The organism is Microbacterium sp. C5A9, from assembly GCF_022627955.1.
GTDB lineage: Bacteria > Actinomycetota > Actinomycetes > Actinomycetales > Microbacteriaceae > Microbacterium.
Map to the genome: position 1 here is coordinate 1 of NZ_JABXGD010000002.1, position 22513 is coordinate 22513.

General features: G+C 67.7%; 19 protein-coding genes. 11 read left to right on the forward strand and 8 right to left on the reverse strand.

The genetic code is table 11. The features are described 5' to 3' along the window. Positions 1-1168 (forward strand): acyltransferase (locus tag HWD99_RS03150; RefSeq protein ID WP_241794804.1); only part of this gene is annotated, 1168 nt, incomplete at its 5' end. Here HWD99_RS03150 and HWD99_RS03155 read toward each other — a convergent pair. Genes HWD99_RS03155 through HWD99_RS03165 form a run of 3 tightly spaced genes read right to left on the reverse strand, consistent with a single transcriptional unit; the run spans position 1080 to position 4112 of the window. Further along, on the reverse strand, positions 1080-1841 hold the full coding sequence (locus HWD99_RS03155; RefSeq protein WP_241794805.1) for a glycosyltransferase: 762 nt from the start codon (positions 1839-1841) through the stop codon (positions 1080-1082). The genes HWD99_RS03150 and HWD99_RS03155 overlap by 89 nt on opposite strands. Next, positions 1834-3141: a lipopolysaccharide biosynthesis protein gene (locus tag HWD99_RS03160; RefSeq protein WP_241794806.1), complete on the reverse strand. Its 1308-nt coding sequence runs from the start codon at positions 3139-3141 to the stop codon at positions 1834-1836. The genes HWD99_RS03155 and HWD99_RS03160 overlap by 8 nt, the downstream gene beginning before the upstream one ends. Next, on the reverse strand, positions 3138-4112 hold the full coding sequence (locus HWD99_RS03165) for a glycosyltransferase (protein ID WP_241794807.1): 975 nt from the start codon (positions 4110-4112) through the stop codon (positions 3138-3140). Before HWD99_RS03165 ends, HWD99_RS03160 begins: the two co-directional genes overlap by 4 nt. 101 nt (positions 4113-4213) lie before the next feature. Here HWD99_RS03165 and HWD99_RS03170 point away from each other — a divergent pair, with 101 nt between their 5' ends. After that, positions 4214-5221: a glycosyltransferase gene (locus HWD99_RS03170; RefSeq protein ID WP_241794808.1), complete on the forward strand. Its 1008-nt coding sequence runs from the start codon at positions 4214-4216 to the stop codon at positions 5219-5221. 2 nt (positions 5222-5223) lie between these two features. Here the strand turns inward: HWD99_RS03170 and HWD99_RS03175 are convergent, their stop codons facing one another. The 3 genes from HWD99_RS03175 to HWD99_RS03185 are packed head-to-tail and all read right to left on the reverse strand — an operon-like array spanning position 5224 to position 8477. After that, the gene (locus HWD99_RS03175) at positions 5224-5625 is read right to left on the reverse strand and encodes a DUF2304 domain-containing protein (protein ID WP_241794809.1); all 402 of its coding nucleotides are present in this window, start codon (positions 5623-5625) and stop codon (positions 5224-5226) included. Beyond that, the gene (locus tag HWD99_RS03180; RefSeq protein ID WP_241794810.1) at positions 5622-6359 is read right to left on the reverse strand and encodes a glycosyltransferase family 2 protein; all 738 of its coding nucleotides are present in this window, start codon (positions 6357-6359) and stop codon (positions 5622-5624) included. The genes HWD99_RS03175 and HWD99_RS03180 overlap by 4 nt, the downstream gene beginning before the upstream one ends. Before the next feature lie 39 nt (positions 6360-6398). Then, positions 6399-8477 carry a hypothetical protein gene (locus HWD99_RS03185; RefSeq protein WP_241794811.1) on the reverse strand — a complete coding sequence of 693 codons (2079 nt, stop codon included), beginning with the start codon at positions 8475-8477 and terminating at the stop codon, positions 6399-6401. Between the two features lie 108 nt (positions 8478-8585). Here HWD99_RS03185 and rfbA point away from each other — a divergent pair, with 108 nt between their 5' ends. The 9 genes from rfbA (at position 8586) to HWD99_RS03230 (ending at position 20859) form a co-directional block, all read left to right on the forward strand. After that, entirely contained in the window at positions 8586-9458 is an 873-nt protein-coding gene (rfbA, locus tag HWD99_RS03190; RefSeq protein ID WP_241794812.1) for a glucose-1-phosphate thymidylyltransferase RfbA, read from the forward strand. Then, complete coding sequence (gene rfbB / locus HWD99_RS03195; RefSeq protein ID WP_241794813.1) at positions 9455-10453, forward strand: dTDP-glucose 4,6-dehydratase; 999 nt, start codon at positions 9455-9457, stop codon at positions 10451-10453. The genes rfbA and rfbB overlap by 4 nt, the downstream gene beginning before the upstream one ends. Positions 10454-10459: 6 nt before the next feature. After that, complete coding sequence (gene rfbD, locus HWD99_RS03200; RefSeq protein WP_241794814.1) at positions 10460-11875, forward strand: dTDP-4-dehydrorhamnose reductase; 1416 nt, start codon at positions 10460-10462, stop codon at positions 11873-11875. Then, the gene (locus tag HWD99_RS18645) at positions 11872-14004 is read left to right on the forward strand and encodes an acyltransferase family protein (protein ID WP_241794815.1); all 2133 of its coding nucleotides are present in this window, start codon (positions 11872-11874) and stop codon (positions 14002-14004) included. The genes rfbD and HWD99_RS18645 overlap by 4 nt, the downstream gene beginning before the upstream one ends. Before the next feature lie 104 nt (positions 14005-14108). Next, positions 14109-16148, forward strand: coding sequence for an acyltransferase family protein (locus HWD99_RS03210; RefSeq protein ID WP_241794816.1), 2040 nt, complete (start codon positions 14109-14111; stop codon positions 16146-16148). A gap of 88 nt (positions 16149-16236) precedes the next feature. Further along, positions 16237-17373, forward strand: a complete 1137-nt coding sequence (gene glf / locus HWD99_RS03215; protein WP_241794817.1) for a UDP-galactopyranose mutase — start codon at positions 16237-16239, stop codon at positions 17371-17373. A gap of 11 nt (positions 17374-17384) precedes the next feature. Further along, positions 17385-19289 carry a glycosyltransferase gene (locus HWD99_RS03220; protein ID WP_241794818.1) on the forward strand — a complete coding sequence of 635 codons (1905 nt, stop codon included), beginning with the start codon at positions 17385-17387 and terminating at the stop codon, positions 19287-19289. 44 nt (positions 19290-19333) lie between these two features. After that, positions 19334-20125, forward strand: coding sequence for an ABC transporter permease (locus tag HWD99_RS03225; RefSeq protein WP_241794819.1), 792 nt, complete (start codon positions 19334-19336; stop codon positions 20123-20125). Continuing rightward, a complete protein-coding gene (locus HWD99_RS03230) occupies positions 20125-20859 on the forward strand; it encodes an ABC transporter ATP-binding protein (RefSeq protein ID WP_241794820.1) in 735 nt (244 codons plus the stop codon). The genes HWD99_RS03225 and HWD99_RS03230 overlap by 1 nt, the downstream gene beginning before the upstream one ends. 47 nt (positions 20860-20906) lie before the next feature. Here HWD99_RS03230 and HWD99_RS03235 read toward each other — a convergent pair whose 3' ends face one another. Both HWD99_RS03235 and HWD99_RS03240 read right to left on the reverse strand, forming a co-directional pair. Next, positions 20907-21545 carry a hypothetical protein gene (locus HWD99_RS03235; protein ID WP_241794821.1) on the reverse strand — a complete coding sequence of 213 codons (639 nt, stop codon included), beginning with the start codon at positions 21543-21545 and terminating at the stop codon, positions 20907-20909. A gap of 5 nt (positions 21546-21550) precedes the next feature. Continuing rightward, positions 21551-22507, reverse strand: a complete 957-nt coding sequence (locus tag HWD99_RS03240; RefSeq protein ID WP_241794822.1) for a glycosyltransferase family 2 protein — start codon at positions 22505-22507, stop codon at positions 21551-21553. Between the last annotated feature and the right edge of the window lie 6 nt (positions 22508-22513).

Genomic DNA, 22513 nt, shown 5'->3' on the forward strand with positions numbered 1-22513 from the left:
ACCTTCTGAAGTGAGACGACCGCTGCTCCGCGCCGCGGAGTTCCCCTACCGGGAGAACAGTCTCAACCTGTTCCGCCTGATCCTGGCGTTCCTGGTGCTGTTCGCGCACGGGTACTACGTCGTGGGCCGCTCGGACAGCCCGGGGTTCAACGGCGAGAACCTCGGCGGGTGGGCGGTCATCGGCTTCTTCGTGATCAGCGGATTCCTGATCACGCGCTCGCGATTCCGCAGCGATCCCGGAACGTTCCTGCTCCATCGGATCGCCCGCATCATGCCGGCGTTCGTGGTGTGCCTGCTCGTGACGGCCTTCGTATTCGGTCCGCTCGCCCAGCTGCTGACGCATGGCACGCTCGCGGGGTATCTCACGACCGATCCCACGCCTCTCGAGTACATCTGGGGGAACTTCTTCCTCCACATCGACTACTACCAGATCGGTTGGTCGCTGTCGGACGTCCCGTATCCGAACACGTGGAACGGTTCGCTCTGGACCCTGTACTTCGAGTTCCTCTGCTACCTGACGGTCTGGGTTCTCGGGGGTCTCGCCGTCTATCGCAAGTCGATCTCCGTCGTCGCCGCTCTCTGGGCCGCCTCGGTGCTCGTGAGGATCGCCGTGGCGAACGGGATCACCGGGGGACTCGACGGGGACTTCGGCCTCTTCACCCGCCTGCTGCCGTACTTCCTCGGCGGCTCGCTCATCTACCTGATCGTGCACCGCTGGGGGATCGTCCCGCTCGTCGGGATCATCAGCATCCCTGTCGCGGCGGTGCTGATGGTGTTCGTCCCTGTCGCGGGCGGCCCGATCGCCGCTCCGCTCATCGGCTATGCGCTCCTGTACCTGTCGACGGTGATCCCGCAGCCGGCGTGGATCGCGCGAAACGACGTGTCGTACGGCTTCTACATCTACGCGTGGCCGGTGCAGCAGCTCGTCGTGATCCTCGGTGGCGCAGCCTTCGGCATGGGCGTCTACCTCGTGATCACGACCGTGGTCACGTTCCTCCTCGGCTGGGCGAGCTGGATGTTCGTGGAACGCCACTTCATCCGGTTGGCGCGAGGCGCGAAGAAGCCGTCGGCTCCGCTCGTCACCGCATCCGCGGAAGGAGCCTCGCCCGTCGACGTGCCTCCCACCACAGGCGGAGCAGAAGCATCCGGGACCGCAGCGCCGCGATGACGCCACGAGGACGCGAGGTCGACGCGTTCTCCTCGTGCACACGCCGAAGCACGGTGGCCTTCTCGAGATGTCCGAGCATCCCCGCCGCGTTGGCGGCCGTCGCGATCCAGAGGTCATGCGACTCCCGCAGGTACGCGGGGAACGGCATCACCAGGGCGAGCGCGTCGCGACGCAACGCCATGGCGCAGCCGAAATAGGGGGCGTCACCCGCGAGGATGCGGAGCTCGTTGCGCCAGCGCCGCCCGTCGTCTGCCGAGGAGAGAAGCCAGGGACGCCCGCTGAGAGGCGAGCGCAGCGGCTCATTCGAGTCGAGCAGTCTCAGGTTGGACGCGACGACGGCGTGGGCCTCGGTCGCGACGAGAAGGGCGTCGAGGCGGCCTTCGATCCAGATGTCGTCCTGGTCGGAGAGTACGATCACATCGCCGGTCGCGAGAGAGACCGCTCTCTGGAACGACCTCACGTATCCGGCGTTCTTCTCATTGCGGTGCACCACGATCCGTGGATCGTCCACGGCCCGGATGATCTCGACGGTCGCGTCGGAGCTCGCGTCATCGACGACGACGACCTCGTCGTCGTCTCCGATCTGGGCGAGGATCGACGAGAGCTGTTCGGCGATGTAGCGAGACCCGTTGTACGTCGCCATGCAGACGCTGACGGTGCGGGGATCAGACATCGGACTCCTCTGATCGCGGGATCGGGGGCTGAAGGGGCGCGACAGCGTCATCCGACACCGCCAGAGTCGCACCGGAACGCAGCGAGGAGCGCAGGGCGAGCAGCTGGTATCCCGCCACGCAGATCTCGGACACCGCGACCGCGCAGGCGACGAAGAACAACGATCCGGCCCAGGCCGCGAGCAGGATGAGCGGAGCGCCCACGAGAGCGCCGACGACGGTGCTCACCGCCAGTGCGCGCGTGCGCCCCACCGCGACCAGGCATGCGTACCCGACGACGGCTGTCGTGCCGATCCCCACGAAGGCGATTCCGAGAGGGCCGCTGACGCTCAGCGAGACATCGATCTCGCTGGCGCCGGGGCTGAGGATGGGGGCGACGACGGGGGAGAGGAAGGCGATGCACGCGCCGCCGATGGCGCCGATCGCGATGCCGGCGACGGTCGCGACGCGCGCGCGACGGGCGAACTCGGCCGGCACCTCGGGGACCCAACCCTGGAAGAACTGCTGGACGGGCAGGAAGGCGATCGAGGCGAAGCGGAACATGCGGTCCGCGATCAGATAGGTCGCGAGGGCAGGCCCTTCGCCGAGGAACCAGTTGATGGCGATCACGGGAAGCGTGACGTACAGCGAGCTCGTGCTGGAGGTGATGACGGCGTGCTTCTGCGATGCCAGGACGGTCCGCGTCGACCGGGGCTCCGTGCCGTCCGCGTCGCGGTGGGTGTGCCGCCAGATGTAGGTGGTGTCGCAGATCGCGGCCACGAGGGATCCGATGGCCTGCAGAAGCAGGAACGACCACGCCTGGTTGGTCACGTGGGCTGCGATGATGCCGGCGATCGTGCCCAGGGTGGTGGGAAGGGTGTTCTGCAGCAGCAGACGCGCGGGCTTCGCGGCACCGGCGTAGTACCACGTGCCGCCGAGCGCGGGCAGCAGGTACGCGATCGTGCCGAGCCCGGCTATCAGGGCGTCGCCGCGCAGCATGATCGTCAGGATGCCGAACGTCACGGGCGCGACGATCAGCGCGAGGATCAGACGCGAGCGCACGGACTCGATGAAGAGCGCGTGTCGACGGCGAAGACCCGTGCTCGCGACCAACGCCGGTCCGGTGGCACCCCAGCCGAATCCGACGAAGATCGCCGCGAACTGCACGAACGTCTGCGCCACGCCGATCTGCGCCCACGTCACGGCGCCGAGCGCCGTGATGAGGGTCGGGATCGCCGCCACGCTGATGATCGCGGTGATCGCGACGGAGACGGTGAAGCCGCTCAGGCGCCGCAGCGCGACCAGACCACGCGGAGCCCTCATCGATCGCCCTGCGTCGTCGCGCCGCGCACTCCCGCATCGACGACGGGTGCGTTCCAGGCCACGCGCGATGCGCGCTCGGCCACGGCTGACGGCATCCGTCCCATCCGCGACTTCACGCCGGCGTTGATGCCGGCGCGGAGTACCCGTGCGAACTCTCCCCGGGGCCGTGCCACGAGAGCAGCGTTCACGAAGTGCAGCAGATCGATGACGGTGTCTCGGGTGATCTGCGCCGGAGCGGAGCGCAGGTAAAGCCGGTTCAGCACGATGCGGTTGCGCACGCGATAGAAGTACCGGAACGGCGTGCTGAAGGTGGTCACAGGAGGAAGGATGCCCGGTATGCTCACCGGTCGGCCGAACAGCAGCCGTGCGTACTGTCGTCCGAGCTGGTGGGCGAGCGCGGCTCCGGGGGCGGCGATCGTGAGGTAGCCCGCGGCGCGGGTCCGAAGCTCGAACTCCGTGTCGATCAGGTCGATGAAGAAGTCTTCGCGCATCGTTCCGATCTGTCGGAGCACCTCGGCATCGACGAGCATCCCCGACTGGATGATGTTCTTGGCGAGCAGCGTTCCGTCGCCCAGCTCGGCATACGCCTGTCGCACGTCGGCGAAGTGCTCCGGCACGACGAGTCCGACCCGGTGTCCTCGCACGGCCGCCGCGACGTGCGCGTCGAGAAGCGACTGCACGTATCCCGCCTCGATGTGCGAGTCCTGGTCGAAGGACACCACCTTCGAGGCGCCCGCTTCGAGGGCGAGCTCATAGCCGCGGTTCAGCGCGGCGCCGATGCCGGAGTTGTCCGCGAGCGACTCCACGACCGCCCCCCGCGCGGTCAGCGCGGAGAGGAGCTCTGAGGAGCCGGGTCCGCTCGCGTCGTCGACGACGACGACGCCGGACACCTGCGACGCGATCGAATCGAAGGCCCACAGGAGGTCGTCGTCGGGTCGGAAGGTCGAGATGATCGCCCAGACAGATTCCACTCGTCGCCCTTCGTTCACTCCCGACTGAAACACCCTATCCGCTCGGGCTGACAGGTGCCGCCACGTAGACTGGGGGCGTCGTCAGCAGAGGGAGATTCGGCGTGAGTCAGGAATTCGGATCGATCGTCCTCGCGGCATACCAGCCCGATCCCGAACTCTTCCGCCGACAGCTGGAATCGCTCCGCGCGCAGACCGTCGATGCCTGGGAGTGCGTGATCTCTGTCGATGGCGATCCGGCGCCGATCCGCACGCTCGTCGCGGAGATCACGGGCGACGATCCTCGGTTCCGGGTGATCGGCGACGGCACCCGGCGCGGATTCTTCCTCAACTTCGAGCACGGCGTTCGCGCGGTGGACCCGAGTGCGCGCTGGATCGCGTTGAGCGATCAGGACGACGAGTGGTATCCGGCCAAGCTCGCCACACTGCTGCCTCACCTCGCGGAGGTCGACCTCGTGAGCGGTCAGGCCCGCCTGGTCGAGCAGCCGTCCGGGCGCGTGCTGGGGGAGACCTCGCGAGCGGACCACGGGCTGGTCGCGAACGTCCTCAACAACCAGTTCAGCGGATCGGCTTTCGTCTTCCGTTCCGAGATTCTCGCGAAGGCTCTTCCGTTCCCCGTCGCATCGACGCGCACCGCCGCGCACGACCACTGGCTGGCCGTCGTCGCCGGCGCAGGGCGCGGCACCCGGATGCTGCCGGACGTGCTGCAGGACTACGTCCAGCACTCCGGCAACGTCTTCGGCGATCCGAGCGAGATGACGGGCCCCGTGCGACCGCTGCAGTCGATCCGCACGGTGCTGTCCCTCGCGCAGAAGTACGAGGGGTCGCGCACACCCGCAGCGCTCGTCCGCATGGTGTTCTGGCTCAACGTCGGCTGGCGTCAGCTGATCACCGACACGCTTCTCGCGCGCGTCGGCGGTACGGACGCGGCTGCGGCCGAGCTGATCCCGTATTTCTCCGCTCATCGGCGGTTCGCCGACCTCAACCGTCTTCTCCGCGAGGCCGTGGCGAACGAAGAGGTCGTCGCACGCTTCCGCGTCGAATACCTCGCGAGCTGGTTCGCCGGCGTGCTGACCCGGGGGCGAGCTCTGGTGCGGCGCCGCGTGCGCTGAGATCAGTCGTTCTGGCGACGGTCTCTCGCGCGCAGCTCTTCGAGCGCGCTCTCGAGCTCGGCGATCCGCTTGCCGTGGGTCTCTCGCTCGAGACGGCCGATCGCCGCCTCCTCGGCGAGACGGCGGATCTCCTCCTCGTCCTGCGAGAGCTCCCACGAGAGATGCAGCGAGACGGCGAGCAGCAGGAAGATCGCGAGCGTGAAGAGGAGGTTGGCCGGGACCTGGAATCCCAGGGTGGCCGTGAAGAACAGCAGCGCCTGCGGGAAGATGCCGAGAACGAGCACGGCGAGCCCGATGACGAGCCAGATGATCGCATACTTCTCACGCAGCTGACGCTTGAGCAGCAGCGTCAGCACGACGCCGAGAATGACGATGGCGAGGCCGATCGCTCCGGTGACCATCATGCACGTTCTCCGTCGTGTCGTCGGACTTGGGGCCGCCTCATGATCGAGAGGCCCAGCGCCATCACCGAGCGCATGAGGTACACGGTCGAGCCGAAGAAGCCCTGGCTCGGGACACCGTGCATGCGCGGACGCATGGCGACGGGCACCTGGGTGACGGTGAGGCCGGTGTGCACCGCGGCGACCAGGCTGTCGATCGTGTCCCCGAGGTACTCCGCGGGGTAGTACTGCACGTACTGATCGATGGCCCGGCGGTTTCCCGCCCTGAATCCGCTCGTCACATCGGTCAACGGGGTCTTGGCCACGCGGGAGAGGACCTTGGCGAGCACGACCATCGCCCAGCGTCGGGGGCCACGGCTCTTGTAGTCGCCGACCTCCGCGAAGCGTGCGCCGATCGCGATGTCGGCGCGGTCGAGGGCCTGGATGATGCGCTCGATGTCGACAGGGTTGTGCTGTCCGTCCGCGTCCACCTGGATGGCCGCCTCGTACCCGCCGCGCTGGGCACGGACGTATCCTGCCCGCATCGCACCGCCGACGCCGAGGTTGAACGGCAGCTGGAGGACGTCGGCGCCCGCCTGTCGCGCGACGTCGGCCGTGGAGTCCGTGGAGCCGTCATCGACGACCAGGATGTCGGTCGCGGGGAGCGCGAGCCGGATCTCCTCGACGGTCCTGCCGACGTTTCGCTCTTCGTTCCACGCGGGAACGATGACGAGGATCCGGTCCAGCGACGAACTCATGCTCTCATTCTACGGGGGTCGATCGACGGCACCCGCGACTCATCCGATCGGCGCGCCCACGGTGTAGGAGGCGAGATGCTTCGCTTCCAACCGCACGATCGGGATGGGCCACACGCCGTTCGCGAGCTTGAGCAGATACTGCGGGGCCGTGAGATGACGCAGCTGTCCCGCACGCACGACGTAGACCTTGTCATCGCCGAAGGAGACGAACGTCCCCTCGGCGAGATACGGCGCTCCCTTGGAATATGCGTTGATCGTGGCCGTCGACCAGGTCACCGTATAGGGCGATCGTCCTCCGGACAGTTCCAGCAGGCGCTGTCCTGACTGCACGTGGCGCAGCTGGTTCTTCTCCAGTGAGTAGATGGGGTCGGACGTCCGCGACTTGACGAAGACCGGCCCCGGGAGGGTCGTGCCGGTGCGGCGCATGACCGCGCACACGGATGCCGGAATCGAGTTGCCCTTGCCGGAGCGGAGGGAGTTCGTCACGCCGGTCAGACGGCCTCCGTCGAGCACGAAGGTCTTGCCGCTGCATGTGAGGACGGGGGCGAGCGTCGACGAGGTGTTGTAGCCGGCGAAGCTGCCGTTGGCGACGGGCTGATACGCGGTGATCCCGGCGTCGGCGCTCATCTCCCAGCTCGGGATGTGCGTGAGATCCGCACCGTTCCCGACGATGTACACCTCATCGCGCGAGTTCTCCTTGACAAGGGTCCCCGGGGCGAGGAGTGCTCGACCGAGCGCCGGGAAGGCGGCGTTGCCGGCGGGGAAGACCGCGACGTAGTCCTTCGCCTTCCCTCGCTCCAGCTGCCAGGCGAGGCCGTTGGCGATGTGCCTCCGCTGCCCGTTCTCCCACTTGTAGTAGTCGGGTGAGTCCTCCGACCGGAAGTAGTCGCCCACGGGCTGTCCGGTGGGATACGAACCCAGGATCTTCGGGGTCAGCGGGGTGTAGTCGTCCACCCGCATGCCGTATCGGGTGATGAGCGCCGCGGAGGCGAAGTGATGCTTGGTGCCGTCGGGCTGGAGCAGATACATCGCCCCATCGCGGGCGTCGCGCACGAGGCGGATGAACCGGTTGCCCGAGGTCAGCGAGTTGATGTACCCCGGGCTGACCGTGCGCACCGCTCCGAGGCGCGTCGTCAGCACGGCGAGGTCCGCCGGGGTCGTGACGTAGTGCTTCACCCCTCCGGAGGTGAGGAAGATCTGACCGGTGTCGGACGCGCGGACGAGAGAGGATGCGGGGTCCTGCGTGCTGCCGAACCAGTCGGTGAAGTAGTTGTGGAAGTTGCGGTTCCCGTAGGCCGAGCAGTTGTCGCCCGATCCGTACCCGGCCCGCAGCGCCGCGGCGTTCGGCTGGTACGGCGTGTAGTAGTAGAGCGCGGCGGTGGCGCTGTTCTCGACGTAGACCGGACCACGCCCGCACGCGCTGTTCGGGTTGTACATGATGTTCCAGGTCTTGCCCGGGGCGTAGTACGTGAAGTAGCGCCCCTCGGTGTAGATCTTCATCTGCCGGCCGGCGCCGTAGATCTGGTAGAAGAAGCCCGAGAACGCGGGGTCGCAGGGTGCGGTGTCGGGGCACCCCTGGCCGAGGGCCATGCTGAAGCGCCAGTCGCTGGGCCAGGTGTGCGTCACCAGACTCTGCTCCTTCTGGAGCATCACGATGAAGACCTGCGGGTTGATGCCGCACGACTGCGCCACCTTGTAGATGATCGTCGCCGCGGATTCATTGCCGGCGCCCTGGTAGCCGTTGCAGTACTGGTCCGCAGCCCGGTTGGGCGTGTTCTGGCGATAGTCCTTGAGGCACACGTACCCGGAGCGGCACGATGCCACCTTCGACCGGAAGAACGAGTCGATGCTCGCCGCCGACATCGTCGAACTGTCGAAGAACACCTCGTTGGAGATGATCTTGCCGGCGCGGAAGCCGTCGGTGATGAGTGCCTTGACGGGCGAGGCGAGGCGCGCGGCGGGGGCGGCGGTCGAGACACCGGCGGTCACGGACGCGTCGGCCATGGGGGCCGAGGCGCTCGCCGGGCTCGCGATGAGGAGCGAGACGGCGAAGGTGACGGCGGCGGTGCTCGCGATGAGCGCGCGCAGGCGTGAGCGTGAGGACGTGGGGCGGGTCACCCTGCCATTGTGACGGAAAGGAACAGATGATGCCACTGTGATTGATGTGAAGCAAGTCAAGAATCGCCGCGGGCGGTTCTTCCAGCGGGGATGTGGCACGATGTTGGGGTGAAAGGCATCATTCTTGCGGGCGGCTCCGGAACTCGACTTCACCCCATCACCCTGGGTGTGTCGAAGCAGCTGATCCCCGTCTACGACAAGCCCATGGTCTACTACCCGCTGTCGACGCTGATGCTGGCGGGTATCCGGGACATCCTGGTGATCACCACCCCCCACGACGCGGCGCACTTCGAACGACTGCTCGGCGACGGTTCGCAGTTCGGGATCAACCTCACCTTCGCGCAGCAGCCGTCTCCCGACGGTCTCGCCCAGGCCTTCACCATCGGTGCGGACTTCATCGGCGACGACAGCGTCGCTCTCGTGCTGGGTGACAACCTGCTCTACGGTCCCGGCCTCGGGAACAAGCTGCAGCGCTTCGGGGACATCGACGGTGGAGCCATCTTCGCCTACTGGGTCGCAGAGCCCGAGGCCTACGGCGTCGTGGAGTTCGACGCCGACGGCACCGCGGTGTCGCTCGAGGAGAAGCCCGCACAGCCGAAGAGCAACTACGCGGTGCCCGGTCTCTACTTCTACGACAACGACGTCGTCGAGATCGCGCGCAACCTCGCGCCCTCCGCGCGCGGCGAGTACGAGATCACCGACGTCAACCGCGCGTACCTCGAGCGCGGAAACCTGCAGGTCGAAGTGCTGCCTCGCGGCACGGCCTGGCTCGACACCGGGACGTTCGACCAGATGACGGATGCCGCGGAGTACGTGCGCACGATGGAGCGACGCACCTCGCTCAAGATCGGCGTCCCCGAGGAGGTCGCGTGGCGTCAGGGATTCCTGACGGACGACGAGTTGCGCGAGCGTGCCGAGAAGCTCGTGAAGAGCGGGTACGGCGCCTACCTTCTGGAACTTCTCAAGAGAGGAAACGCATGACCCGCCTGCTCGTGACGGGAGGTGCCGGATTCATCGGATCCAACTTCGTGCACTATGTCGTCGAGAACACCGATTACGACGTGACCGTGCTCGATGCGCTCACCTATGCCGGCAACCGCGACTCGCTCGCCGGGCTGCCGGAGGACCGCGTGCAGTTCGTGGAGGGTGACATCACCGACGCCGAGCTCGTCGACCGGCTCACCGGCGAGGCGGATGCCGTCGTGCATTACGCCGCCGAGTCGCACAACGACAACTCGCTGCACAGCCCGCGTCCCTTCCTCGACACGAACATCATCGGCACGTACACGCTGCTCGAGGCGGCGCGTCGTCACGACCGGCGGTTCCACCACATCTCCACCGACGAGGTGTACGGCGACCTCGAGCTCGACGACCCCGAGCGGTTCACCGAGCAGACGCCGTACAACCCGTCGTCGCCGTACTCGTCCACCAAGGCGGGCAGCGACCTGCTGGTGCGCGCGTGGGTGCGCTCGTTCGGCGTCAAGGCGACGATCTCGAACTGCTCCAACAACTACGGCCCGTATCAGCACGTCGAGAAGTTCATCCCGCGTCAGATCACCAACGTCATCCGCGGGATCCGCCCCAAGCTGTACGGCGCGGGGGAGAACGTGCGCGACTGGATCCACGCGAACGACCACTCGTCCGCTGTTCTCACGATCCTCGAGAAGGGGCGCATCGGCGAGACGTACCTGATCGGCGCCGACGGCGAGCGCAACAACAAGGACGTCGTCGAGCTGATCCTCGAGGGCATGGGGCAGCCGCGTGACGCATACGATCACGTGACGGACCGTGCCGGTCACGACCTCCGGTACGCGATCGACTCGACCAAGCTCCGGACCGAGCTCGGATGGACGCCGCAGTTCGAGGACTTCGAGTCCGGCCTGGCCGCCACGATCCAGTGGTACAAGGACAACGAGTCGTGGTGGGCGCCCTCGAAGGACTCCACCGAGGCTTTCTACGCGTCGAAGGGTCAGTAAGCGACCGTGGGAGACATCGACTTCGGCAAGCAGCTCGGCGTGACCGAGACCGGCATCCCCGGTCTCGTGGTGTTCGACCTCCCGGTCCACGGGGACTCCCGTGGCTGGTTCAAGGAGAACTGGCAGCGCGAGAAGATGACCGCGCTGGGTCTGCCCGACTTCGGGCCGGTGCAGAACAACATCTCCTTCAACGACGCCGTCGGCACGACGCGCGGCATCCACGCGGAGCCCTGGGACAAGTGGGTCTCGGTCGCGACCGGACGCATCTTCGGCGCCTGGGTCGACCTCAGGGAGGGGCCGACGTTCGGTGCGGTCTTCACCACGGAGCTCGATGCGTCGAAGGCGATCTTCGTCCCCCGGGGCGTGGGCAACTCGTACCAGACGCTCGAGGCCGACACCGCGTACACGTACCTCGTCAACGACCACTGGTCGGCGGATGCGTCGTACTCGTTCCTGAACCTCGCCGACGAGACCAGCGCGATCGCCTGGCCGATCCCGCTCTCCGACGTCGAGATCTCGGCGAAGGATCTCGCCCACCCGCGCCTGGCCGACGTCACGCCGATCGCCGCGAAGAAGATCCTCGTCGTCGGTGCCGGCGGCCAGCTCGGACGTGCCCTGCGCGACGAGCTCGGCGATGCCGCGCACGTCGAGTGGACGACGCGTGCGGACTTCGACCTCGAGGACCCCGAGATCCGGACGGCTCGGCGCTGGCGCGATTACGAGGCGATCATCAACGCCGGCGCGTATACCGCGGTCGATCACGCGGAGACCGGAGACGGGCGTCGCGACGCCTGGGCCGCGAACGCCGCGGGTCCCGCTCGACTGGCGGCGATCGCCACGGAGTTCGGTGTCACCCTGGTGCATGTGTCGAGCGACTACGTGTTCGACGGGACGGCCGATCGGCCGTACCGCGAGGACGACGCCGTCTGCCCCCTGGGCGTCTACGGACAGTCGAAGGCGGCGGGCGATCTCGCCGTGAGCACGGCACCGCGTCATTACATCCTGCGCACGTCCTGGGTGATCGGAGACGGAAAGAACTTCGTCCGCACCATGGCGTCACTCGCGGAGCGCGGCATCGATCCGAAGGTCGTCGACGATCAGCGCGGCCGGCTCACGTTCGCCTCCGAGATCGCCCGCGCGATCGTACACCTTCTCGACACGAACGCTCCGTACGGCACATACAACGTGAGCGGCGGCGGCGCGGAGCGGACCTGGAAGGACATCGCGAGCGACATCTTCGCCATCACCGGTGCGGAGAGATCACGGGTGTCGGGCGTGAGCACCGCCGAGTACTTCGCGAATGCGGAGGGTCCTGTGGCGCCCCGCCCGTCGAACAGCGTGCTCGACCTGTCGAAGCTCGAGGCGACCGGCTTCGTGGTCCGCGACGCGGGCGAGCAGCTCCAGGAGTATCTGACGCCGTGACCGCGCCCGCTCCGGCGGTCGCGGTCTCCCGCGTGTCGGCGCGCACCGGCAGGTTCCGCACCGACATCCAAGCGCTGAGAGCGGTCGCGATCGCTCTCGTGGTGCTCAACCACCTGTGGCCGGAGCAGATCACCGGCGGCTATGTGGGCGTCGATGTCTTCTTCGTGATCTCCGGCTTCCTGATCACGGGGCATCTGCTCTCGGAGCTCGATCGCTCCGGCCGGGTCCGCCTCTCGTCGTTCTACGCGAGGCGGATCCGGCGGCTCCTGCCCGCAGCACTCCTCGTGGTCCTCGTGACCCTGATCGGCGTATGGGCGCTGCTTCCGTTCACCCGGTGGGCCGACAACGCGATGCAGGCGCTGGCGAGCGTCTTCTACATCGAGAACTGGGCGCTCGCCTCTCTGTCGGTGAACTACTCCGCCCACAACGCGGCGGCCAGCGCCGTGCAGCACTACTGGTCGCTGTCGGTCGAGGAGCAGTTCTATCTCGTGTGGCCGCTGATCGTGCTGGCCGCTGCCGCCGCGGCGGCCCGGTGGGGGAGGCACGGCGAACGACGGCGCATCGTGCTCATCGTCGTCTCCGCGGTGGCGCTGGTGTCGTTCGTCGCAGCGGTGATCTACACGGCCGCGGCGCCCGCCCAGGCCTACTTCGTGACATTCACCCGGGCATGGCAGTTCGCGGTCGGCGCGGCGATCGCACTGGTGCCCGTGGCGCTGCCGGGTCGTCTCAACGCGCTCGCCGCATCGATGCTCGCCACCGCGGGGTTCGTCGGCATCGCCGTGGCCGCGTTCGTCTTCGGGCCGCAGACGCCGTATCCCGGTGTCGCCGCGCTCGTGCCCGTGCTCGCGACCGCCGCAGTCATCGTCGCGGGCACGGGGCGACGCGCACCTCTGCTGGGGGTGTCCGCCCTCACCGACGCCCGACCGGTGCAATGGCTCGGCGACGTGTCGTACTCGCTGTACCTGTGGCACTGGCCCCTCATCGTGCTCACTCCTTTCGCGATCGGCGCTCCGCTGTCGTGGTGGTCTCGCCTCGGCATCCTCGCGCTCGCGCTCGTGCTCGCCTGGGGGAGTCGGCGCTGGATCGAGGTCCCGGCGCAGCGGGCGGCCTGGTGGCGGCCGGCGCGCCGGGCGTATCTCGGCGCCGGAGTGATGATGGCGGTCGTCGCCCTGGCCGCTGGGCTGCTGCTCGGGGCGGCCTCTGCCCGCACCGCGCTCGCCGACGAGGCGCACCCGGACGGCGGAGCGTGCCATGCCGCCGCCGCGCTCGCGGATCCTGTCGAGTGCGATCCGTCCGTCGAGGTGGCTGACCCGGTGGTGACCGAGCGGGACGCGTACTTCGGCCTCGCTCCGGAGTGCGGCGATCTGACCTCCCGTCTCGTGATCGACGGGCGCGAGACCACGCGCGAGTGCGACTTCTCGGACGACGGACGAGGCACACGTGTCTGGTTGGTCGGAGATTCGCACGCCGAGCAGTGGCAGGCGGCGCTGTTCCCGATCGCGCGGGACGAGGGCTGGCAGCTCACGATCAGCTCGTTCCCCGGATGCCCGCCCGCCGACGTGGCGTTCGTCGGCTTCGACGCCGCGTGGGGCCCTGGCGACTACCTGCGCTGCCGTGAGTGGGCGGCGAGGCTCACAGACACGCTCGTGGCCGAGAAGCCCGATCTCATCGTGACCTCGATGGCGGCGCGGCAGCAGCTGGTCGACGACGGGAGCGGTCGCGCGCATGACGAGCAGTTCGTCGACGGCCTCCGGAGCACCTGGAGTCGGTGGACCGGCGCGGGCATCGCGGTCGTCGCCATCGCCGACACGCCGTTGAACGGTGACGTCCGCGACCTGGACTGCGTCGTCTTGAACCCCGAGGAGCCACAGGAGTGCGCTGTTCCCCGGACGACGGCGATGCCGCCCGATCCGGTGGTGCTCGCCGGGCAGCGGCCGATGCCGGGCCTGTGGGCCGCCGATCTGACCTCGCTCCTGTGCGACGAGAAGCACTGCTTCGCCGCGGTCGGCGGCGAGCCGGTCTACTACGACGCCGATCATCTCAGCAGCGCCTACGCCGAGACGCTCAGCGGGGGATTGCGAGACGTCGTGGATCTGGCGCTGCGCGGAGACGCCGCGTCGACACCGTGAGCCGACGGAGCGCCGGACTCCTGGGATAGTCTCGAAGCGGAGCCTTCGCCCACCCGAATCGGCGGAGGCCTGATCCCCGACGACGTCTGAACGAGGTGTTCGGAGTGCCCACGACAGGAACAGCCGCCACGCCGGCATCGACGTCGACGTCCTATCGCGCGGACATCGACGGCCTGCGGACGCTCGCGATCGTGCTCGTGGTGATCTATCACGTGTGGCTCGGCCGGGTCTCGGGCGGAGTCGACGTCTTCCTGATGATCTCGGCGTTCCTGCTGACCGGCTCGCTCGCCCGGCGGGCGATCGAGGGTGCACCGCTGACACTCGGATCCTTCTGGAGCCGCCGGTTCCGTCGCCTCGTCCCCGCGGCGGCGGTGACGCTGCTCGCCGTGCTCGGGGCGGCCTATGCGTTCATGCCTCCGACGCAGTGGCCGCGGATCTGGACCGAGACGCTGGCGAGCCTCCTGTACGTGGAGAACTGGCAGCTCGCGTTCTCGGAGGTCGACTACTACGCCAGGGACAGCGCCGAGACGAGTCCGCTGCAGCACTTCTGGTCGCTGTCGATCCAGGGGCAGGTGTTCCTCCTGTGGCCGCTGCTGATCGGCCTCGTCGCTCTCGTCCTCCGGAAGAAGCGCCATCTCGTGCGCGGCGCCCTGATCGCGGTCTTCCTGGTCGTCTTCGTCTGGTCGCTCTGGTTCTCGATCGTCGAGACGCGCGATGCGCAGGCGTTCGCCTACTTCGACACTCGCACCCGGCTGTGGGAGTTCGCGGCGGGATCCCTCCTCGCCCTCCTGCTCCCGTTCATCCGTCCGCACGCCGTCGTGCGGGCCGTCATCGGATGGGCGGGCCTCGTGGGCATCGTCCTGTGCGGGATCGTCCTCGACGTGCGCGGCGGTTTCCCCGGCTACCTCGCGCTCTGGCCTGTCCTGTGCACCGCGGCCGTCATCATCTCGGGCGCTGCGCCGGCACGCGGCGGCCCGGCGGCGCTGCTCGCGTCGAAGCCCGTCACGGCGCTGTCGGGCGACGCGTACGCGCTGTACCTCGTGCACTGGCCGATCCTCGTGATGTGGATGGTCGTCACCGAGACCGATCGCATCGGCGCCGGCGAGGGGCTCATGATCATCGCGATGTCGCTGGTCGCCGCGCGGCTGCTCTCGTGGGGCGTGGAACGGCCCCTGCGCGGACCGTCGCGGACCGATCGCACCACGGCGCTGCGAGGTATCGCAGTCGTCGCGGCATCCGTGGTCCTCGTCGCCGGCGCGACCGGGGGCTGGCGCTGGAGCGAGCAGAACCGAGCGGCCGAGTTCGCCGCGTCGGCCGCCGATTCCGACTATCCCGGCGCGACGCAGGTGGAGGTGTCGCTCGACATCGCGAGCAGCGACGCCCCGATGATTCCCGTGCCGACGCAGCTCGACTCCGAATGGGCGGCGGTCGGGCCGACCTGCGACGGCCGCTTCGCCCCGTCGGCCACCGTGCTCGAGGGGTCGTGCAACCAGAGCGACGACGCCGAGGCTGCGGGAGCGCACGTCCTCGTGATCGGCGACTCGCACGCGCAGCAGCTCTCGGCGCCGCTGATCGCGCTCTCCGAGGAGCGCGACCTCGCCGTGATCACACTGCTGCGAGGGGGATGCACGGCGGGGTTGTTCGAGGAATCCCGCAATGCCTCGCAGACCTCCTGCGAGCCCTGGGTGCGCGCCGCGCTCGACTACGCGGCGGAGATCGAACCGGATGCCGTCTACCTCGTGCTCACCCGGGCGGACGCCGATGAACCCGAGCGGCTGCTCGACGGGATCGACGAGGCCGTCGAGTCCCTGCGCGAGGCCGACATCCCGGTGATCGGCGTGCGGGACAACCCGAGATTCTCGTTCGACATGTACGAGTGCGCGACCGACGACACGCGGGCCTGCGAGGTGCCGAGGGAGGCCGTGCTCGCGGAGGAGAATCCCGCCGCGATCTTCTCCGACACGATCACGGTGGTCGACTTCACTCCGTGGCTCTGCCCGTGGGACGTGTGCCAGGCCACGATCGGCAACATCGCGGTGTACATCGACGACAACCATCTCTCGCGCACCTACGCCCGCACTCTCGCCCCGTTCCTCGACCGAATTCTCGCCGAATCCGCGCAGGTGGCCCTGCCCTCAGCGTGATCGCAACTCGCGCCAGCTAAAATGTGGAGGCGCGTGCCTCTGCAGGTGCGCCGCACGTCTTGTCGGTCAGCTCAGGAAAGTTGCATCAATGGATCTCCTCGTCGTCGGGTCGGGCTTCTTCGGCCTCACCATCGCTGAACGCGCAGCTGCCGCAGGCCGCAAGGTGACGGTCATCGACCGCCGTCATCACATCGGTGGCAACGCCTACAGCGAGAACGAGCCGGAGACCGGGATCGAGGTGCACCGCTACGGCGCGCACCTGTTCCACACGTCCAACCCCACGGTCTGGGAGTACGTGAACCGCTTCACGAGCTTCACGAACTACGTGCACCGGGTGTACACGAACCACAACGGCATCGTCTTCCCGCTGCCGATCAACCTCGGGACGATCAACCAGTTCTTCAACGCCGCGCACTCGCCGGACGAAGCGCGCGCTCTCATCACGGAGCTCGCGGGCGAGTTCGACCCGAAGAGCGCCCAGAACCTCGAGGAGCGCGGGATCGGCCTGATCGGACGCCCGCTGTACGAGGCCTTCATCCGGGATTACACGGCGAAGCAGTGGCAGACCGACCCCAAGGACCTGCCGGCGGAGATCATCAGCCGGCTCCCCGTGCGCTACACGTACGACAACCGCTACTTCAACGATCGCTGGGAGGGGCTTCCGACCGACGGCTACACCGCCTGGATCGAGCGGATGGCCGACCACGAGAACATCGAGGTCAAGCTCGACGTCGACTTCTTCGACGAGTCGCAGCCCCTGAACAAAAAGGCCACCGTCGGTCAGGTGCCGGTCGTCTACACCGGTCCTGTGGACCGCTACTTCGACTACGCCGAGGGCGAGCTGTCGTGGCGCACGCTCGACTTCGAAGAAGAGGTGCTGCACACCGGTGACTTCCAGGGCACGCCGGTCATGAATTACGCCGATGCGGGCGTCCCGTACACGCGCATCCACGAGTTCCGCCACTTCCACCCGGAGCGCGAGGACCGCTACCCGAAGGACAAGACCGTGATCATGCGCGAGTTTTCGCGCTTCGCCACGCGCGAGGATGAGCCGTACTATCCCGTCAACACCCCGGCAGACCGTTCCGGTCTGCTCGCGTACCGGGAACTGACCAAGGGCGAGCAGGACGTGCACTTCGGTGGACGCCTGGGCACCTACCAGTACCTCGACATGCACATGGCCATCGGCTCCGCACTGTCGATGTGGAACAACGACCTCGCCTGACGGGAAGCGCAATGACAGACAACACGAGCACCGAATTCGTCGCCGTCAACCACACCGTCTTCCCCACCGAGGGCGTCGCCGAGGTCTCGGCGCTGTACGTCGACACCGGGTCGGGTGACGGCTCCCAGCCGGGAGAGGCCTACGAGATCGTCGGCCGTCGCAGCATCAAGGTCTATGCGCACCGCCGCATCTCGCTGAGCACCTACTTCAACGCGTTCCCGGCGAGCTACTGGCAGCACGGCACCAAGGTGCGCTCGGTGCGCCTCGTCGCCACCGTCGAGGGCAAGGGCCTCATCTCGGTCTACAAGTCGAGCGCCCGCGGGCGCGCCTCGGCGCTCGCATCGAAGTCCTTCTCCGATGAGACGGTCGCCTTCGACCTTCCGATCACGTCGTTCATCGACGGCGGCTCGTACTGGTTCGACATCGCGGCGGGCAACTCGGACGCGACCCTGGTCAGCGCCGAATGGCAGGTCGCGGTCCCTGAGGGCTGGACGCCGGGCAAGACGACCGTCGGCATCACGACCTTCAACCGGCCCTCGTACTGCCTGAACCAGATCATCGCGGTCGGTCAGAACGAGCACGTCCACGACGTGCTCGACCGCGTGATCGTGGTGGATCAGGGTACGGACCTCGTCTCGGACCAGCCCGGCTTCGCCGAAGCCGCAGCGCAGCTCGGCGACAAGCTCGAGATCCTCCGCCAGCCGAACCTCGGCGGGTCGGGCGGCTTCTCGCGGGCGATGCTCGAGTCGCTCTCGTCGGAGGACAGCCGCTACGTGCTGCTCCTCGACGACGACGCGATCTCGGAGCCCGAGGCGATCGTCCGAGCCGTGCGCTTCGGCGACTTCGCGGTGACGCCCACGATCGTCGGCGGCGGGATGCTCCATCTCGACGACCGCTCTGTCCTGTACACGCAGGGCGAGGTGTGGGACCAGCGGAAGTCCTGGATGCGCCCGTCGGGTGCGAGCGAGTACGACCACGACTTCGCCGAGGAGCCGCTGCGCGAGACCCCCGAGCTGCACCGCTACCTGGGAGCGGACTTCAACGGGTGGTGGATGTGCCTCATCCCGACCGCGATCCTGCGCGAGATCGGCCTCTCGCTGCCGGTGTTCCTCAAGTTCGACGACATCGAGTACTCCCTCCGCGCGCGTGAGCACGGCTACCCGACGGTCTGCCTGCCCGGCGTCGCGGTATGGCACATGGCCTGGCACGACAAGGACCCCACGCGGACGTGGGAGGAGTACTTCATCCACCGCAACCGGGTGATCACCGGCCTCCTGCACTCGCATGTCGCCAAGGGCGGCATCCTCCCGCTGCACTCGTTCCTCGGCGACATCAAGCTGCTCTTCATGCTGCAGTACTCCGCCGTCCGGCTGCGGCACGAGGCTCTGCGGGACGTCATGCGCGGACCCGCCGTCCTGCCCGAGCTGCTGCCCGGTAAGCAGGCGGAGATCCGCCAGATGCGGACCGCATACATCGATTCCGAGGTCGTCGAGGATCTGTCGGCTCTGCCGCCGGTCCGTCGGTCGTCCGTCGCGATCCTCGGTGGGGTGCGCAAGCCCACGAACCCGATCGCGGCGCTCATCCTGGCCGCGCGCGTGGGCGTGCGGCAGCTCGTCATCAAGCAGTCGCCGGGAAGCCGACGCAACCCCGAGCGGATCATCTCGGCGCAGGACATCAACTGGTGGCGCTTCGCCGACATCGACTCCGCGCTGGTGACCTCTCCCGACGGCCTCGGCGTCGCCTGGTACCAGCGCGACCGGGCGACGATGCACCGCTTCCTGTGGAGGAGCATCCGTCTGAACCTCGGGCTCGCACGCAGCTGGAAGACCCTCGCAGCGGAGTATGCCGACGGCACGCCGAAGATCACGTCGCCGGAGCAGTGGCGCGCGACCTTCGAGAGCGTCCAGAACGGCTGAACGTCGTCCGCGGACGGTTCGCGCGGTCTGATCACAGGAGTCACATGAGCGGTTCGACAGTCGGGGCACCAGGCACGCCCCGGCGCTATGCGCATTCGCTGTGGCTGCTGTCGGCGCGCGACCTCAAGGTCCGCTACGCGACGAGCTTCCTCGGCTACCTGTGGTCGGTCCTCGATCCGCTGGTGATGAGCGCGATCTACTGGTTCGTCTTCACGCAGGTCTTCCATCGGAGCGTGGGGGAGGACCCGTACATCGTGTTCCTCATCGTCGCGCTGCTCCCGTGGGTGTGGTTCAACTCGTCCGTGGGCGACTTCACGAGAGCGTTCCGCAAGGATTCGCGGCTCGTGAAGTCCACGGCGATCCCGCGATCGATCTGGGTCAACCGCATCGTCCTCAGCAAGGGGATCGAGTTCCTGTTCTCGCTGCCGGTGCTCGTGCTGTTCGCGGTGTTCACTGGCGCGACGGTGAGCTGGTCTCTGCTGTGGTTCCCGGTCGCGATGATCATGCAGACCGTGCTGCTCGTCGGCCTGGGGCTCCTCGTGGCGCCTCTGTGCGTGCTCTATGCCGATCTCGAGCGCACCACCGCCCTCGTGCTTCGTGCGCTGTTCTATGCATCGCCGGTCATCTACAGCTTCGGCGACCTGCCCGCACCGTTCCACACTATCGGTGCGTTCAACCCGCTCGCGGGCATCTTCACCCTCTACCGCGTCGGATTCTTCCCGGAGCTGTGGGATCCCGTCCCCGTTCTGATCAGCGCCGTGATGTGCGTCGCCATCCTCGCGCTCGGCCTGTGGACGTTCCGTGCGCTCGAGCGTCCCGTCCTGAAGGAGCTGTGATGTCGGCCGCCATCGAGGTGTCAGGACTCGGCGTGCGCTTCCGTCGCAATCGTCGGGGCAGCCGGAGCTTCAAGGATCTCTTCGCGGGGGCGTCCCGTCGCTCGCGACCGGGTGAGTTCTGGGCGCTGCGCGACGTGAGCTTCGCGGTCGAGCCCGGCGAGTCGATCGGGGTCGTCGGCCGCAACGGGCAGGGCAAGTCGACCCTCCTGCGCCTGGTCGCCGGCGTGCTGCTCGCCGACGAGGGCACCGTCACGGTCAACGGGGGAGTCGCCCCCCTGATCGAGATCACCGGCGGGTTCGTCGGAGACCTCACGGTGCGCGAGAACGTCCGGCTGACGGCCGGGCTTCACGGGATGGGCCGCGAGGAGATCTCGCGACGATACGACGGCATCATCGGCTTCGCCGAGCTCGCCGGTTTCGAGGACACTCCCTACAAGCACCTGTCCAACGGCATGAAGGTGCGACTGGCCTTCTCAGTGGTGTCTCAGCTCGACGAGCCGATCCTGCTGGTCGACGAGGTGCTGGCGGTGGGAGACAAGGCCTTCCGCGACAAGTGCTACAAGCGGATCGACGAGCTGCTCGCCGAGGGGCGCACGCTGTTCTTCGTCAGTCACAACGAGCGCGATCTTCGCCGCTTCTGCACGCGCGGCCTCTACCTCGACAAGGGTGCTCTCGTGCTGGACGGCCCCATCGCCGACGTGCTCGACCGCTACAACGCGGACTACAACTCCTGATCGGCAGACCCGCCTGATCCGCGGACCCGCCTGACCGGCAGGGGGCGTCAGAGACCGACGACGTCCCGTACTGCGTCGGCGGCGGAGAGGGCTGCGGAGGTCGCGCCCGAGGCGTCGCCGCCGGCTGCGACCGCCGACCTGAGATCGCTGAGAGCCTGCGCGTACGCCCCGACGGTGGCGTGCCAGTCGGAGTCGATCGACGCGGGCGGCACCGCCTCCGACAGGCGCTGCGCGTCGTTCTGCAGCGTGTCGACGACATCGACGGCATCCTGGCCGCTGCTCTCAGCGACGATGTCGAGCCCGGTCAGAGCATCATCGAGCCATCCCTGCACCGTGTCGCGGAACACGCCGATGCTGGGGTCGACCTGCGGCGGGGGAGTCGTGATCGGCGTCATGCTCGGATCCGGCGCGGGAGTGGGCTCCGTGGTCGCGGTCTCGGTGGGAGAGGGCGTGGCCGACGGGGTCTCGGTCGGCGTCGCGCTGGCGGTCGGCGAAGCCGACGGCGACGGCGTGCCGCTCGCGGACGGCTCGGGGTCTCCGCCCCGAGGCAGGAGGAACAGCAGCAGCACGGCTGCGACCAGGAAAGCGGCGACCGAGAGGCCGACGATCAACCAGATCCGGCCGCGGTTGCTCGGCTTCGGAGGCAGGGGCGCCCATCGCAGTTCGGGCTGCGGCTCATCCGTCATGGTCGTCAGTCCTCCAGGGGAGCCATCGGCTGCCAGGAGCGGTCGCGGCCCAGTCGGCCGCCTTCCTTGAGGCCGCGGAACAGGTTGCTGGTGCCTCGCACCGTACGCTCGACGAACACCAGTCGGATGAGCTCCTTGGCGAAGGTCATCGCGGTGCCGAGGCCGAAGAGCACCGGGTTGTAGACCCCGTGCACCCGGTAGTAGTTCTTGATGTACGCCCGGTTGCGCATGATGTAGAAGCGGTACGCGTTGCTCGACGCGTTCATGTGGCGGATGCCCATGTCCCACTGCTTGATCTCACGTGTGCGCCGAAGCACGAACTCGTCCACGATGACGGCGGTCGTCCTGCGCGAGGCGAGCCACCCGTACATCTGGTCGTCCCAGTAGATGAAGAACCGCGGGTCGGGCAGGCCGATCTGCTGGACGATCGAGCGATGGATGAACATGCCCTCGAAGCATCCGCTGTTCATCTCCTTGTAGCCCGACGCGTCGAAGCCGGAGGGCGCGAACGGGATCGGGATGCCCATGCGCTCCGCGATGCGGTACTGCCAGTAGAACTCGCTGCCGTCGTAGTCGTACCTGCGGCCCTGGATGCTCTTGAAGCGCGGCGCCCACGCCCCCATCTTCGCGAGTCCGTCGGGGACGACCTCGACATCGTCGTCCATCATCCAGATCCACTCGGACCCGAGTTCGTAGGCGGTGCGCATGCCCTCGCTGAAACCGCCCGAGCCGCCGGTGTTCGTCTCGAGTCGACGATAGACGAGCTCGGTGCCCAGGCGTGGACGGAACGAGTCGACGACCTCGGTGGTGTCGTCGGACGAGGCGTTGTCGATGACCACGACATGCCCCGGCTTCGGCTCCATGGCCGTGATGCTCTCGAGGAGTCCGGTCAGGAGATGCGAACGGTTGAAGGTGACGATGACGATCGTCGCGGACGCCGGTTCGAAGGGGACGTGTGTCACGAGGTG

Bases quoted from the DNA above. Each gene is read 5' to 3' on its own strand.
- HWD99_RS03155 (WP_241794805.1), bottom strand. From the start codon at position 1,841: ATGTCTGATCCCCGCACCGTCAGCGTCTGCATGGCGACGTACAACGGG.
- HWD99_RS03160 (WP_241794806.1), bottom strand. From the start codon at position 3,141: ATGAGGGCTCCGCGTGGTCTGGTCGCGCTGCGGCGCCTGAGCGGCTTC.
- HWD99_RS03175 (WP_241794809.1), bottom strand. From the start codon at position 5,625: ATGATGGTCACCGGAGCGATCGGCCTCGCCATCGTCATTCTCGGCGTC.
- HWD99_RS03180 (WP_241794810.1), bottom strand. From the start codon at position 6,359: ATGAGTTCGTCGCTGGACCGGATCCTCGTCATCGTTCCCGCGTGGAAC.
- rfbB (WP_241794813.1), top strand. From the start codon at position 9,455: ATGACCCGCCTGCTCGTGACGGGAGGTGCCGGATTCATCGGATCCAAC.
- glf (WP_241794817.1), top strand. From the start codon at position 16,237: ATGGATCTCCTCGTCGTCGGGTCGGGCTTCTTCGGCCTCACCATCGCT.
- HWD99_RS03220 (WP_241794818.1), top strand. From the start codon at position 17,385: ATGACAGACAACACGAGCACCGAATTCGTCGCCGTCAACCACACCGTC.
- HWD99_RS03225 (WP_241794819.1), top strand. From the start codon at position 19,334: ATGAGCGGTTCGACAGTCGGGGCACCAGGCACGCCCCGGCGCTATGCG.
- HWD99_RS03230 (WP_241794820.1), top strand. From the start codon at position 20,125: ATGTCGGCCGCCATCGAGGTGTCAGGACTCGGCGTGCGCTTCCGTCGC.
- HWD99_RS03235 (WP_241794821.1), bottom strand. From the start codon at position 21,545: ATGACGGATGAGCCGCAGCCCGAACTGCGATGGGCGCCCCTGCCTCCG.